The sequence below is a fragment of the Nocardia pneumoniae NBRC 100136 genome, from assembly GCF_000308755.1.
Lineage (GTDB): Bacteria > Actinomycetota > Actinomycetes > Mycobacteriales > Mycobacteriaceae > Nocardia > Nocardia pneumoniae.
Map to the genome: position 1 here is coordinate 225,641 of NZ_BAGF01000070.1, position 14,144 is coordinate 239,784.

Annotated in this window: 13 protein-coding genes; 7 read left to right on the forward strand and 6 right to left on the reverse strand. The window is 69.2% G+C overall.

Annotated features, from left to right (window positions below; all coding sequences use genetic code 11):
* Positions 1–84 precede the first annotated feature (84 nt).
* Positions 85–2,676 carry a DNA helicase PcrA gene (gene pcrA / locus ON34_RS23100; protein ID WP_040782768.1) on the reverse strand — a complete coding sequence of 864 codons (2,592 nt, stop codon included), beginning with the start codon at positions 2,674–2,676 and terminating at the stop codon, positions 85–87.
* 379 nt (positions 2,677–3,055) lie between these two features.
* On the opposite strand from pcrA, the gene ON34_RS23105 reads away from it, so the two are divergent.
* Both ON34_RS23105 and ON34_RS23110 read left to right on the forward strand, forming a co-directional pair.
* The gene (locus ON34_RS23105; RefSeq protein WP_040782921.1) at positions 3,056–3,349 is read left to right on the forward strand and encodes a chorismate mutase; all 294 of its coding nucleotides are present in this window, start codon (positions 3,056–3,058) and stop codon (positions 3,347–3,349) included.
* 167 nt (positions 3,350–3,516) lie between these two features.
* Entirely contained in the window at positions 3,517–3,711 is a 195-nt protein-coding gene (locus ON34_RS23110) for a hypothetical protein (protein WP_040782770.1), read from the forward strand.
* A 43-nt stretch (positions 3,712–3,754) separates the two neighbouring features.
* Here the strand turns inward: ON34_RS23110 and ON34_RS23115 are convergent, their stop codons facing one another.
* Positions 3,755–5,209 (reverse strand): NAD-dependent succinate-semialdehyde dehydrogenase, encoded by a 1,455-nt coding sequence (locus ON34_RS23115; RefSeq protein WP_040782772.1) that lies wholly within the window; start codon positions 5,207–5,209, stop codon positions 3,755–3,757.
* A gap of 152 nt (positions 5,210–5,361) precedes the next feature.
* Between ON34_RS23115 and pgi the strand changes: the two genes are divergently transcribed.
* A complete protein-coding gene (gene pgi / locus ON34_RS23120) occupies positions 5,362–6,999 on the forward strand; it encodes a glucose-6-phosphate isomerase (protein WP_040782927.1) in 1,638 nt (545 codons plus the stop codon).
* Here pgi and ON34_RS23125 read toward each other — a convergent pair.
* Both ON34_RS23125 and ON34_RS23130 read right to left on the reverse strand, forming a co-directional pair.
* Positions 6,971–7,687 (reverse strand): nucleoside/nucleotide kinase family protein, encoded by a 717-nt coding sequence (locus ON34_RS23125; RefSeq protein WP_245548154.1) that lies wholly within the window; start codon positions 7,685–7,687, stop codon positions 6,971–6,973. The genes pgi and ON34_RS23125 overlap by 29 nt on opposite strands.
* Before the next feature lie 43 nt (positions 7,688–7,730).
* Entirely contained in the window at positions 7,731–8,642 is a 912-nt protein-coding gene (locus ON34_RS23130; RefSeq protein ID WP_040782774.1) for a LysR family transcriptional regulator, read from the reverse strand.
* Between the two features lie 71 nt (positions 8,643–8,713).
* Between ON34_RS23130 and ON34_RS23135 the strand changes: the two genes are divergently transcribed.
* Entirely contained in the window at positions 8,714–9,136 is a 423-nt protein-coding gene (locus ON34_RS23135) for a nuclear transport factor 2 family protein (RefSeq protein ID WP_040782776.1), read from the forward strand.
* A 120-nt stretch (positions 9,137–9,256) separates the two neighbouring features.
* Here ON34_RS23135 and ON34_RS23140 read toward each other — a convergent pair whose 3' ends face one another.
* Both ON34_RS23140 and ON34_RS23145 read right to left on the reverse strand, forming a co-directional pair.
* The gene (locus ON34_RS23140) at positions 9,257–10,876 is read right to left on the reverse strand and encodes an acyl-CoA dehydrogenase family protein (RefSeq protein ID WP_083889638.1); all 1,620 of its coding nucleotides are present in this window, start codon (positions 10,874–10,876) and stop codon (positions 9,257–9,259) included.
* A complete protein-coding gene (locus tag ON34_RS23145; RefSeq protein ID WP_040782781.1) occupies positions 10,863–11,513 on the reverse strand; it encodes a TetR/AcrR family transcriptional regulator in 651 nt (216 codons plus the stop codon). The genes ON34_RS23140 and ON34_RS23145 overlap by 14 nt, the downstream gene beginning before the upstream one ends.
* A gap of 53 nt (positions 11,514–11,566) precedes the next feature.
* On the opposite strand from ON34_RS23145, the gene ON34_RS23150 reads away from it, so the two are divergent.
* From ON34_RS23150 to ON34_RS23160, 3 genes are all read left to right on the forward strand, one after another.
* Positions 11,567–12,340: a crotonase/enoyl-CoA hydratase family protein gene (locus tag ON34_RS23150; protein ID WP_040782784.1), complete on the forward strand. Its 774-nt coding sequence runs from the start codon at positions 11,567–11,569 to the stop codon at positions 12,338–12,340.
* A gap of 5 nt (positions 12,341–12,345) precedes the next feature.
* Complete coding sequence (locus ON34_RS23155) at positions 12,346–13,590, forward strand: hypothetical protein (protein ID WP_040782786.1); 1,245 nt, start codon at positions 12,346–12,348, stop codon at positions 13,588–13,590.
* A gap of 182 nt (positions 13,591–13,772) precedes the next feature.
* The coding region (locus ON34_RS23160; protein WP_174372066.1) for an MspA family porin at positions 13,773–14,144 on the forward strand (372 nt) is incomplete at its 3' end.

Consider the following 14,144-nt stretch of genomic DNA (forward strand, 5'->3'; position numbering starts at 1 on the left):
GACCCTACCGGCGCGGCGGCACCAGGGGCAGGGTCGAAAGGCCCTGCCGCACGGACCGGCCCCCGCTCGGCGCGGGCCGCACGCTCAGAGCTTGACCAGTGTTCGGCTGTACTGCGGGATCAGCCGGATCTTGCCCGCGGTGCCGAAATCTATCGTCACGGTGGCCAGCGGCCCGAAGCCCTCGGCGGCGATCACGCGGCCGAGACCGTATTTGTCGTCGCTGACCCGATCGCCCACGGCGAGCACCAGATTCGTGTTGTTGCGCGTCGCGCCGCCGGGTGCTGGCCTGCGCGGCCCCCGGTCCCGCAAGCCCGGCCGTGGCTCCGACCAGCCGTCGCCGCGCGTCCAGTCCCGCTCCAACCCGTCGTCGTCACCGCCGCGCCGCCGGATACCCCTGGTCGCAGGCGATCCGGCGGGCTCGAGGCGGCGCCAATCGATGAGATGACCCGGGATCTCTTGCAGGAAGCGTGATTCCGGATTGGAAACCGGCTGGCCCCAGCCGGAGCGCACCACCGCTCGCGTCACATACAGGCGCTGCCTCGCTCGGGTGATGCCGACGTAGGCGAGGCGGCGTTCCTCGGCCAGCTCGGTCGGATCGCCGAGCGCCCGCATGTGCGGGAACTGTCCGTCCTCCCAACCGGTTACGAACACAACGGGGAACTCCAAGCCCTTGGCCGTGTGCAACGTCATCATCGTGACGACACCGGAGCCCTCGTCCGGAATCTGGTCGGTATCGGCCACCAGGGAAACCCGCTCCAGGAACGCGGCGAGCGAACCCGGGTCTGGCTCGCCTTCGCCCACTTCGGGCACCAGCCCCTCCTGCCGGGCCGCCTCGGCGTTGTTGTGCGCCTCGGAACTGAATTCCCGAGCGACACTGACCAATTCGTTCAGGTTGTCGAGCCGTGCGCCGTCCTGGGGATCGTCGGAGGCCTCCAGTTCGGCGCGATAACCGGTGCGCTCGAGCACCGCCTCGACGACATTGCCCACATCCGGAAAAGCGGACTCCGCGCGTTCGCCCGCCGCCCGGATCTCGTCGAGCAGGTCGAGGAAGCCCGCGATGGCCCGCTGCGCGCGGGTGTTCAGCAGCGCCACCTTCCCGTCCGCCGCGTCGCGCAGCGCGGCGGCGAAACCGATCCCGCGCTGTTCGGCGTGCACCGCCACACACGCTTCGGCTCGGTCGCCGATGCCGCGGCGGGGGGTGTTGAGGATGCGGCGCATGCTCACCGCGTCGTCCGGGTTCTCCAGCACGCGCAGGTAGGCGACGATGTCGCGCACCTCTTTGCGCTCGTAGAAGCGGACACCGCCGACCACCTTGTAGGGCAGCCCCATCCGGATGAAGATCTCTTCCAGCGCGCGCGAGTTGTTGTTGGTCCGGTAGAACACCGCGACGTCGCCGTAGTTGGCCTCGCCTTGGTCGACCAACCGGTCGATCTCGCGCGCCACGAACGACGCCTCGTCGTGCTCGTTGTCGGCGACGTAGCCGGTGATCAGATCGCCCTCGCCGGAATCGGTCCACAGCTTCTTCTCGCGCCGGTTCTCGTTGCGGGAGATCACCGCGTTGGCGGCGGAGAGGATGTGCTGCGTGGAGCGGTAGTTCTGCTCCAGGAGGATGGTTTCCGCATCGGGGAAATCGCGTTCGAACTCCTCGATATTGCGGATGGTCGCGCCACGGAAAGCGTAGATGGACTGGTCGGCGTCACCGACCACGCACAGTTCGCTCGGCGGGACACGGTCCTGCGGCAGGTCCGCTCCGTCGTCATCCTGGTGCCCGACCAGCTCACGCACCAGGACGTACTGCGCGTGGTTGGTGTCCTGGTACTCGTCCACCAGGACGTGCCGGAAACGGCGCCGGTAGTACTCGGCGACCTGTGGATGGTTCTGCAGCAGCGCCACCGTCTCACCGATCAGGTCGTCGAAGTCCAGCGCGTTCGCCGAACGCAACCTGCGCTGGTATTCGGTGTAGACCCTGGCCACCAGGCCGGGCAGCTCGGCATCGTCGGATTCGGCGTCCGCGGTGGCCCGGGCCGGATCGATGAGCTCGTTCTTCAGATTCGAGATCGCGGTCGCGAGCAGGCGCGCCGAGTACTTCTTGGCGTCGATGTCCAGATCCCGGCTGATCATGGTGAGCAGGCGCCGGGAATCGTCGGCATCGTAGATCGAGAAATTCGAATTCAAGCCGGGCAGCAGCGCGGCCTGGGTACGCAGGATCCGGACGCAGCTGGAGTGGAACGTGGACACCCACATGGCGTTCGCACGCGGGCCGACCAGCCCGCTCACCCGCTCCCGCATCTCCGCGGCGGCCTTGTTGGTGAAGGTGATGGCCAGCACCTGGCCGGGGGTCACTCCGCGCGCGGCGAGCAGATAGGCGATGCGACGGGTGAGGACGGCCGTCTTGCCCGACCCCGCGCCCGCCACGATCAGCAGGGGCGATCCGGTGTGCACAACCGCGGCGCGCTGCTGCGGGTTGAGTCCGTCGAGCAGCCGTTCGGCCTCCTCGGCACGCCGCTTCTCGCGCTCGACCCGCTGCTGTTCGCGCTCGTCGTCCGTCAGCGGCGCCTGCGGCACGAGGGCATGCTGCGGCCGCTCCGCGTCGTTCCACGCGACCAGCGGTTTCGATGTCGGATCCGGGTGCACGACCCGACCCGTCTGCGTCTTGGGAGCCACCGTGATGTCCATCGCCCATCCACGCTACCGGCGGGCACCGACAGACCTGAAGCCCCGGGCGCTTCGGAATCCGTTCGGCACCGGCTCGCAAACGGGATGATCCCCAGTCGTGGGAAGCCGCGGTGAAACGACCTGGGCTTCTCGGGCGATTCACAAATGTAGTCGTTTTGCATACCCCCCAGCCCGTGGCAGACTGGCGGAATGCTCAGCGCTCCCCCGATACCTCCGCTTCGGTTACCTGCCGGATGCCGGGATCGCGGAGCCTATGCCTGAGCGCACCGTCTGGGGGGACAATGCAAGGCCCCACCAGGTCTGTTTCACGGTGAAAGAACCGATCGGTAACGAGCCGAGCGCACGGTCCGATCCACGTTCTGACACGAGGAGATGAATGATGAGCACCCCTGCCACGACGACCGGGTCCGATGCCGCGCTGCCGCAGACCGAGGCCGAGATCGACAAGCTCCGCAAGGAGATCGATCGTCTCGACGCCGAGATTCTCGCCGCGATCAAGCGCCGGACGGAGATCTCCCGGATCATCGGCCGGACGCGGATGGCGTCGGGCGGGCCGCGCCTGGTGCACAGTCGGGAAATGAAGGTGCTGGAGCGCTTCAGCGAGCTCGGCCAGGAAGGCCACACCCTCGCCATGCTGCTGCTTCGTCTGGGCCGCGGTCGCCTCGGCCACTGAGAACCACGCGGCGCGCTCGCAAGACCGCCGCATTCCACCAGGCCGCCCCGGGTGGGCACACCCCGGGGCGGTCGTTTCATGTCCGGATCCGGTGTGTCTGTCGGTGGTCTGGGATAGGCTTCGCCCGCATTGACGAGCCCGCCGGGCCTGGCGAAGGGGGAACCACGATGAATCTCGAACGACGCGTGACGGCGCTGGAAGGTCGCGTCACCGATATCGAGATCAGCTACGGCGAGATCATGTACGAGACGCATCGCCGTGTGCTCGGTGTGGAGATCACACTGAGCCGGATGGCCGACAAGCTCGGAGTCAGCCGCGCGACGGAGGCGGAGATCGACGCCGCGATCGAGGACCGGAGCTGAAGCGAACCGCCCGGGCGGCATACGCTGCCCGGGCGGGTGCGCCTCAGGTGAGGGCGATGTACTTGGTGGACAGGTACTCCTCGATGCCCTCCGTGCCGCCCTCCCGGCCGAAGCCGGACGCCTTGACGCCGCCGAAGGGGGCGGCCGGGTCGGAGATCACGCCGCGATTGACGCCCACCATGCCGGATTCCAGGCCTTCGGCGATCCGGAGGGCTCGATCGAGGTCGCGGGTGTAGACGTAGCTGACCAAACCGAATTCGGTGTCGTTGGCGGCGGCGAGTCCCTCTTCCTCGGTATCGAAGCCGATGATCGGGGCCACCGGGCCGAACACTTCCTCGCGCAGGATTCTGGCTTGCGGGGGAACGTCGGCGAGGATGGTGGCCGGATAGAACCAGCCGGGGCCGCCGGGCGCCTTGCCGCCGATCAGGACCTGCGCGCCTGCCGCGACGGCGTCGTCCACCAATTCGCCGACGGTCTGGAGCTGATCCTCGTTGATCAGCGGGCCGAGCGTCGTATCGGGATCGGTGCCCGGCCCGAGCCGCACCGTGCTGGACATCGCCTCGACCAGCTTCGCGGTGAACTCCGCGCGGACGCCGTTCTGCACGTGGAAGCGGTTGGCGGCGGTGCACGCCTCGCCGCCGTTGCGCAGCTTGGCCAGCATCGCACCCTGCACGGCCGCGTCGACGTCGGCGTCGTCGAACACCACGAACGGCGCGTTCCCGCCGAGTTCCATGGAGGTGCGCAGAAGCCGGTTCGCGGACTTCTCCACCAGTTTCCTGCCGACCTCGGTGGAACCGGTGAAGGTGAGCTTGCGCAGCCGGGGATCGTCCAGCAGCGGCTGGGTCACGGCGCTGGAGCGGCTGGTGGTGAGCACCGACAGCACGCCGTCGGGCAGACCGGCCTCGCTGCACAACTGGGCCAGCAACAGCATGGTCAGCGGCGTCGCGGAGGCGGGCTTGACGATCATCGTGCAGCCCGCGGCCAGCGCGGGGCCGATCTTGCGCGTGCCCATGGCCAGCGGGAAGTTCCACGGCGTGATGGCCAGGCACGGGCCCACCGGTTGCTTGTGCACCACGATCCGTCCGGTGCCGGACGGCGCGTGCAGGTAGCGCCCGTGCACCCGGACGGCCTCCTCGCTGAACCAGCGGAAGAATTCGGCGCCGTAGCGCACCTCGTTGCGGCTCTCCGGCAGCGCCTTGCCCATCTCCAGGGTCATCAACAGTGCGAATTCCTCCGCACGGGCGGTGATCCGCTCGAACACCTTCCGCAGGATCTCGCCCCGCTCGCGCGCCGAGGTGGCCGCCCATTCGTCCTGCACCGCGACGGCGGCGTCGAGGGCGCGCACCGCGTCCTCCGGCGTCGCGTCCGCGACCTGCGTCAACACCTCCCCCGTGGCCGGATTGTGCACCGGGAAGGTGCCTGCGCCGGTGGCGTCGACAGGTCCGCCGATCCACAGCCGCGTCGGCACGGATTCGAGAAGTTCACGTTCGGACACCATGCAGCCAGCCTAAGCCCGCGCCCGGGTCCGACCGAAGTGATGCGGCGGCACAGTTGTCACGCCGCGCGATCAGCCCGGCGGGCTGTCCGACCGACCGACTCTCCGCGGCCGTCCCGTGCGCACTGCCCGACCTGCTTGTAGTCTCGGCGAACGTGAGCAGCGACATCACCGCGACGGCGGCCTGGCGGAAACTGCACGATCACCACGGCGCCATCGCCGGACGACACCTCAGGGAGTTCTTCGCCGAGGACCCGGCCCGGGGCAGGGAGCTGACCGTCCAGGTGGGGGACCTGCACATCGACTACAGCAAGCACCGCGTGACCAGGGAAACCCTGCACCTGCTGGTGGAATTGGCGCGGGAAGCGGGCGTGCCGCAGCGCCGGGACGCGATGTATCGCGGCGAGCACATCAACACCTCCGAGGACCGCGCGGTCGGCCACATCGCGCTGCGGCTGCCGAAGGGCGAGAGTCTGATCATCGACGGCGTCGACGCGGGCGCCGAGGTGCACGAGGTGCTGCGCCGGATGGGCGAGTTCACCGACGCCCTGCGCTCCGGTGAGTGGCGCGGCGCGACCGGCGAGCGCATCAAGACCGTGGTGAACATCGGCATCGGCGGATCGGATCTGGGTCCGGTGATGGTGCATCAAGCGCTGCGCCACTACGCCGACGCGGGCATCGGCGCGCGGTTCGTCTCGAACGTCGACCCGGCGGATCTCGTCGCGAAGCTCGACGGGCTGGATCCGGCCACCACGCTGTTCGTCGTCGCGTCCAAGACGTTCTCCACCTTGGAGACGCTGACCAACGCGACGGCGGCCCGGCGCTGGCTGGTCGCCGCGCTCGGAGAGGACGCCGTCGCCAAGCATTTCGTCGCGGTCTCGACCAACGCCGAGCGGGTCGCGCGCTTCGGCATCGACACCGACAACATGTTCGGCTTCTGGGACTGGGTGGGCGGCCGCTACTCGGTGGCCTCGGCGATCGGGCTCTCGGTGATGGCGACCGTCGGCAAGGAGCGCTTCGCGGAGTTTCTCGCCGGAATGCATGCCGTCGACCGGCATTTCGCCACCGCGCCACTGGAGGCGAACGCACCCGTACTGCTCGGCCTGCTCGGCGTCTGGTACTCGAATTTCTTCGGCGCGCAGTCGCATGCGGTGCTGCCGTATTCGAATGATCTGGCCCGCTTCCCCGCCTACCTGCAACAGCTGACCATGGAGTCCAACGGCAAGTCGGTGCACGCCGACGGCACCCCGGTCACCACGTCCACGGGCGAGATCTTCTGGGGCGAACCGGGGACCAACGGCCAGCACGCCTTCTACCAACTGCTGCACCAGGGCACTCGGCTCATTCCGGCCGACTTCATCGGCTTCGCGCGGCCCACCGCCGATCTGCCGACGATCGACGGCACCGGCAGCATGCACGACGTGCTGATGAGCAATCTGTTCGCGCAGACCAAGGTGCTCGCCTTCGGCAAGACGGCCGAGGAGATCGGCGCCGAGGGGACCGACCCGAAGCTGGTGCCGCACAAGGTGATGCCGGGCAATCGTCCGTCCACCACGATCCTGGCGCCGCAGCTCACCCCGTCGGTCGTCGGGCAGCTCATCGCGCTCTACGAGCACCAAGTCTTCGTGGAAGGCGCCATCTGGGGCATCGACAGCTTCGACCAGTGGGGCGTCGAACTCGGCAAGCAGCAGGCGCTCGCGCTGGCCCCGCTGCTCACCGCGGCGGAAGACCCTGAGCCACAGGATGATTCGTCTACCGACGCGCTCATCCGCTGGTATCGCGCGAATCGCTGAGGCGTGGCCGGACCACGCGGACCGCATAGCCCCCAGCACGCTCACACAGCACCAAATCGGCGCGCGCGCTCGAGGTCGCGACCAGCTCCGCGTTCCATAGGTCGCTGTCGCGGACCTTCTTCGCGGCCGCCTCGCGTGTGCGGCCGCCCCGAATATGCCTGCGCAGCAAGCGATCCTCGATGACGTCCCGGGCCGCGTCCAGGTACCAGCACTCGTCGAGCAGTGCGCGGACCGCCGACCATTGCCGAGTCCCGAAGTCGTCCAGCAGCAGGTAGTTGCCCTCGGTGATCACGATGGATTGCCGGTCGAACACCACGCCACCGGCTACCGGCGCATCGGTCGTCCGATCGAAGGTGGGCCAGGCGACGGGCTGGCCGAGCGGTGTGCTCCGCAGCCGCCGCAGCCCCGCGACGTACCCGTCGACGTCGAAAGTGTCCGGCTCCCCTTTGCGCGCAAGATCTCCCCTCGCGCGCAGAACATCGTTGGTCAGGTGGTATCCGTCCATGGGCGCGATCTCGGCGACCACGTTCCCCACGGCATTGATCGCCTCCCGCAACGCCACCGACAACGTGGACTTGCCCGCGCCCGGCGGCCCCGCGATGCCGAGCAGATACCGTCCCTCCCCGGCCCGATCCAGCACCCGCCGCGCCAGCCAGCTCAACGGCCTCTCGACGAATTCCGCTGCCACCGCCGCCACACTACCGCCGCTCCGGATACCCGCCCGCCGACGACTACCGAAGACGTTGACGTACCTGGGCGCATAGCACGGCCGCGTGGTCGCGCAGCGCTTCGGCGAACGCCTGCCGGAGTGCGGGGGCATCGCGATCACGGCGGTGGACGATGACGGTCCTGCGGACCGCGGACGGGTGATCGATGCGCAGGAGCGCGATCGACGGGGGCAACACGGGGACGGCGATGCCGGGGACCACGGTGACACCGAGCCCCGCCGCGACGAGGCCGAGCTTGGCGAACCAGTCGCGGGCGACGAACGCGATATCCGGTTCCCATCCGGGATCGCGCCAGGCGCCGAGCAGGGTGGAGCCAGGCTCGTGGCTTCCGGCGATCCATCGTTCGTCGCGCAGCATGGCGGGGGTGGCGCTGGGGGCGCCGGCGAGAGGATGCGTGGGCGGGAGCGCGACGAGCAGCGGATCGTCGAGCAGTGGTTCGATCTGGACGCCAGGAGGCGCGGCGTCGGGCGCGGTCACCACCGCTACGTCGAGTCGTTTCCGGGCGACGGCGGCGAGCAATCGGGGACTCAGCCCCTCCCGCAGCGTTATCCGCGCGCGCTGATCGCCGACAGCCGCCATCGCCTGCGGCACGAGGGCGGCCATCGCGGTCGAGAACGCGCCCACCCGTAGCCGCCCGGGTGGTCGGGCCTCCAGGTGGCGGATATTGTGCCGGGCGTTCTCCAGCTCGCCGAGCACTATCTCGGCGTGCCGCACGACGATGCGCCCCGCCTCGGTGGGTTGGACGCCGCGGGCGTGCCGCTCGAACAGCGCACGCCCGGCCGCCCGCTCCATCAAGGCGATCTGCCTCGACACCGCGGACTGCGTGTAACCGAGATTCTCCGCGGCGGTCGAGAACGACCCGCAGCTGGCCGCCTCCCGCACCACGCGCAGGCCGACGACAGTGAACTCACTCATACGAATTACTCATACCAAGCATGCCAGAGTTTCGCTTGTCGCATGTATATCCCGCCCATAGCGTCGGCTGCATGAGCGAGCGAACAGCGGACACGACCGCGATCGAGAACAAGAAGCTGCTGGAAGACATTTTCCAGCAGATGGCCCGCGGCAATACCCGCGCGCTGAGCGACGCCATGGCCGACGACTTCCGCTGGGTGTTCCCCGGCGACTGGTCCTGGAGCGGCACGTGGGAACCGAAGACAACGGTGCTACGCCAACTCCTACGTCCACTCATGGCGCAGTTCACCGAATACCGCAGTGCCGCCGACGCGATCGTGGCCGAGGGCGACCGCGTCGTGGTGCAGGCCCACGCCAACGCCGTGACCACCCGCGGCGAAACCTACGACCAGACCTACTGTTTCCTCTTCCGCGTCACGGACGGAAAGCTGCGCGAAGTGGTGGAGCATTGCGACACGGCGTTGGTCGAGCGGGTGCTGACCCGGCCCGCATGACACACTCCGTTCCCGCATCCCCGCAGCGGACCGAGCGATCTCGCAGCGCGAATCCGCCGGCCCCGCACAGCATGCGACGGCGAGAGCCGCTGACCCACGTCGAACGCGGAAGCGGGCGGTTCAGACGAACGCGCGCTCGATGATCGCGCCCGTGTCCACCCCGGTGGGCAGCGTGCCGAACGCGATGCCCCAGTCGTCGCCCAACCGGGTGGCGCAGAAAGCGTCGGCGACGGCGGGGTGACCGTGCCGAACCAATTGCGCCCCTTGCAGCACCAACGCCATCAGCTCCACTACGCGGCGCGCGCGGTACTGGATGTCGTCGAGATCGGACAGCTCCTTGCCGACGCGGGCGATCGCGTCGTCCAATCGCGGGTTCTCGCCCTTCGCCAGCGACACTTCGTTGAAGTACGCCTCAACGGTCTCCGGTTGACGCCCCATGGCGCGCAGCGCATCCAGCGCGGCGACGTTGCCCGAGCCTTCCCAGATGGACATCAGCGGCGCCTCCCGATACAGCCGCGGCATGCCGGACTCCTCGGCATATCCGTTGCCGCCCAGGCATTCCAGCGCCTCGGCCGCGTGCGACGGCGCACGCTTGCACACCCAGTATTTGGTGACCGCCAACGCGATGCGCCGCAGCGCCGCCTCGGCCGGGTCCTGCGTGGCCCGGTCGGTGGCCCCGGCCAACCGCATCATCACCGTGGTCGCGGCGTCGGACTCGATCGCCAGGTCGGCCAGCACGTTGCGCATGGCGGGCTGGTCGATCAGCTTGGCGCCGAAGGCTTCCCGGTGTCTGGCGTGGTGCACCGCGTACACCGTGCCGACCCGCATGCCGGTGGCCGAGCCGATGACGCAGTCCAGCCTGGTCATGTTCACCATCTCGATGATGGTCTTGACCCCGGCGCCTTCCTGGCCGACCAGCCAGCCGCTGGCGTTCTCGTATTCGATCTCGGAGGAGGCGTTGGACTTGTTGCCCAGCTTGTCCTTGAGCCGCTGAATGCGGATGGGGTTGCGGGTGCCGTCCGGCAGCACCCGGGGCAGCAGGAAACAGGACAGGCCACCGGGCGCCTGCGCCAGCGTGAGGAACATGTCCGACATGGGCGCGGAGGTGAACCACTTGTGCCCGACGATCCGGTACGAGCCGTCCGGCCGCGGTGTCGCGGTGGTGGTGTTGACGCGGACATCGGAGCCGCCCTGCTTCTCGGTCATCGACATGCCCGCGATGAGTCCGGCCTTGGTGGACGGCTCACGCAGCCCGAACTCGTAGACGCGGGAGCCGAGCAGCGGTTCGTATTTCGCCGCCAGCTCCCGGTTGTGCCGCAGCGCGGGCACCACCGCGTAGGTCATCGAGATCGGGCACATGTGGCCCGCGTCGGCAACGCCCCAGGTGTAGAACTTCGCCGCGCGCGCCACGTGCGCGCCCGGCCGGTCGTCCAGCCACGGCGAGCCGTGCAGGCCGTGTTCGACGGCGACGCGCATCAGGTCGTGCCAGTGCGGGTGGAATTCGACCTCGTCGATGCGGTTGCCGTACCGGTCGTGGGTGCGCAGCACCGGCGGGTACTCGTTGGCCAGCCTGCCCCACTGCTGCGCCTCGGCGCCGCCGGCGAGCGCGCCGAGTTCGCGCACCTCGGGTTCGGCCCAGCCCGCGCCTTCCCGGTGCAAGCCCTCGATCAGCGCCGGGTTGCGCGCGACGTCGAACGGCACGATATCGGGAACCTGGTTGAAGACTTCATGCGTCTGCATCGGAAACTCCTGATTCCAGCCGAGCGCCATCGGCGCTGGAGTTGTCGCGCACACCCAGCGCGCGTATCGCGAAAGCGGTGAGTTCGGGGACGACGAATTCCCCGTGCGGTGCGTCGGCGAGCGGGCCGACCAGCACCTCGCCGATCGCGCCGACCAAGGCCGCCGCGCTGATCCTCGGGTCCTGCGGCGGGAGTTCACCCCGCGCGACGCCCTCGGCCACGGCCGATTCGAAGGTCTCCGCGAAGGCGCGCCGGAAGTGCAGCCGTTCGCTGTCGACGATGGCGTCGACCGGCTCGGCGAGTAGCACGTAGGCGAGGTTCGGGTTCTTCAGCGCGCGACCGGCGAAGGTCTCCACCGCCGCGGTCACCCGTTCCAGCGCCGTTCCGTGCGCACCGGCCGCGGCCACCGCGGCGACCTCGCGGGCGACCACCTTGCGGAAGACCGCGCGCACCAGATCGGCCTTGCCGTCGAAGTTCTTGTAGACGGTGCCGGTGGCGACTCCGGCCTCCGCCGCGACCGCGGCCATGGACAGCGCGGCATATCCGCCGCGCGACAGCACCTTGGTCGCTGCATGCACGATCACTCCCGCCTGCGCGTCCAGGCGGGCCTGCACGGCGGGGGTTCTGCGGTAGGCCACACAAGAAGTGAAGCACGAATTCATTTCTTCACACAAGGGTGCTTATACGGCGTATGGTCGAGCCTGTGACGGTACTGATCGAACGCGACGGCCCTGTGACAACCGTGATCCTGCATCGCCCCGAGGCACGCAACGCGGTCGACGGACCGACCGCGGCCGCGCTGGCCGACGCATTCCGCGAGTTCGACGCCGACCCCGACGCGTCGGTCGCCGTGCTGTGGGGCGACGGCGGCACGTTCTGCGCGGGCGCCGACTTGAAGGCACTCGGCACCGAGCGCTCCAACCAGGCCACCGAGGACGGCGACGGCCCGATGGGGCCGACGCGCATGCGGCTGTCCAAGCCGGTGATCGCCGCGGTCTCCGGCTACGCGGTGGCGGGCGGGCTCGAGCTGGCGCTGTGGTGCGACCTGCGGGTCGCCGAGCAGGACAGCACCTTCGGCGTGTTCTGCCGCCGCTGGGGCGTCCCGCTCATCGACGGCGGCACCATCCGGCTGCCCCGGATCATCGGTACCGGCCGCGCCATGGACCTCGTGCTCACCGGGCGAGCGGTCGGGGCGGAAGAGGCGCTGCGAATAGGTCTGGTGAACCGTGTGGTGCCCGCCGGCGAAGCGCGCCGGGCAGCCGAAGAGCTCGCCGCGGAACTGGCCGCGCTGCCCCAGACGTGTCTGCGCTCGGACCGGATGTCGCTGCTCGAACAGGAGGGGATGAGCGAGGAGGCCGCGCTGCGCAACGAGTTCCGGCACGGCCTGACAGCGCTGGCGGGCGGCGCTCTGGAGGGCGCGCAGCGCTTCGCGGCGGGCGCGGGCAGGCACGGCGGTCGCGCCTGACTTCGATGACCCGCCTGAGCGTCGTCGACGAGATCTTTCTGCGCACCCACCGCGGACTCGGCACCCCGATCGCGCTGCAAGGACTGTGGCGGACCGCCGACCGGGTGGACCACGCACTGCTTGCGCGAGTGCACGACGCGCTGCGCGCGGGGCCGTTGGGACGCAGGGTGGCTCGACCGCGTGTGCCAGGCGCTCGCCGATCCTGGCAACCGAACGTCCGCGCGTATCCGATCGCTCACGCCGAGGGCGTCCTCCCCGTCGCGCAATTGCTCGACTGGGCCGACGCGCAAGGCGAGGGGCTCGATCCGGAATACGGTCCCGGATGGCGACTTGCGACAGCGGCGCTGGACGACGGCGGTTCGCTCGTCTCGCTCACCTGCTCGCACGCGCTGGCCGACGGACGTGCGCTGGCGCTGGCCGTGGACGACGCGTTGGGCGGCGAGCGCGCACAGAGGTTCGATCTCACTGCGCGAGAGTCGGATTGGCGCGATGCCTGGCGGCAATGGACGATCGTCCTGCGCGGCACCGCCGCGGCGTTGCGGCACGGGATACCGCGCCAGCCCTCCGCCCCGCTCCGGGACGAGAGGCCGCGCATCGCCTCCGAAACGATCACCCAGAGCGCGATCCTGCAATGTCCTGCCGCGGAATGGGATCGCGTTGCCGCACGAGAAGGCGGCACGGCCAACAGCCTGTTCATCCATCTCGTCGCGACCATGCTGTGGAACAGCCGCTTTCCCGACGAGACGATCGAGGCGAGTCTGCCCGTCGACACCCGCGCCGAGCCCCGCGTGGACAACGACCTCGCCATGACGCGGATCGCGATCGGCCGAACCGACACCCCCGCGACCATCCGGGCACTGGCCCGTTCTGCCTACGAGCACCGCATGTCCGCGCCGGGCGGCATGCCCGAAGAACTGCTCCAGGTGATCCCGGACCGCTGGGCCTACACCCTGTCCAAGGGCGCGGGCGAGCGAGACATCCTGTGCTCCAACATCGGAACGCTGCCCGCCTCCCTGCGCACGCTCGGCCCGCATCGCTGCACCGGCGTCGCGGCACGTGCGATCCACCCTGGCCTGACCGCCGCGCTACTGCCGCGCACCAGGCTCTCCGGGTACCTGTGTCACATCGGCGACGACTACGTGTTGAGTCTGGTGAGCCTGGACCCGGATCGCATCGAGTCCGCCGCGGCGCTACGCGAGTTGGCGGTACGCACCGCGGCCTCGGCCGGGCTGCGGACGCGCCCGTGGTGAGTTCCATGCCCAAGGCCCGCCGCGTCGGTCGACTCGCCGCGCCGGGCCCAATTACCGGCCCCTGAGCTGCACTTCCCGGTAAAGTTTCGGCCGCACACGCCAGAAGAATCCGCGGCGATCATTCGTGTGCGATCCCGTTTGCCTCCGAAGTTCCGTTTCGACAGCGACTCGACTGGAGCATGATGAACCGCAAGCATTCGCGTACTCTGGCCGCGATCACCGCGGTGATGCTGGCCACCATCGGTACTGTTACCGCGGCCGACGCGGAGCCGGGGGAGGTAGGCACCGGCGGGTTGCACCTGATCGCGTCGGTGGATGCCAATCATGTCCTGCCCACAGGTGGTGCTCTCGCATTGGGCGTGCCGTTCGCGCACGCGGCCAAGGTGTCCGGAGATTTCTCGCTTGTCTCCGACGGATCCGCGGCACTACGTCGCGGGCAGATCGCCGCCGGATATCTGATCGGCTGCGCGGTGGACATTTCCGATGGCATCGACGTATCCATCGCCGCGGCCGCTGGTGCCAGTGTCGGCTTCACCCCCGGAATCGCCATCGAT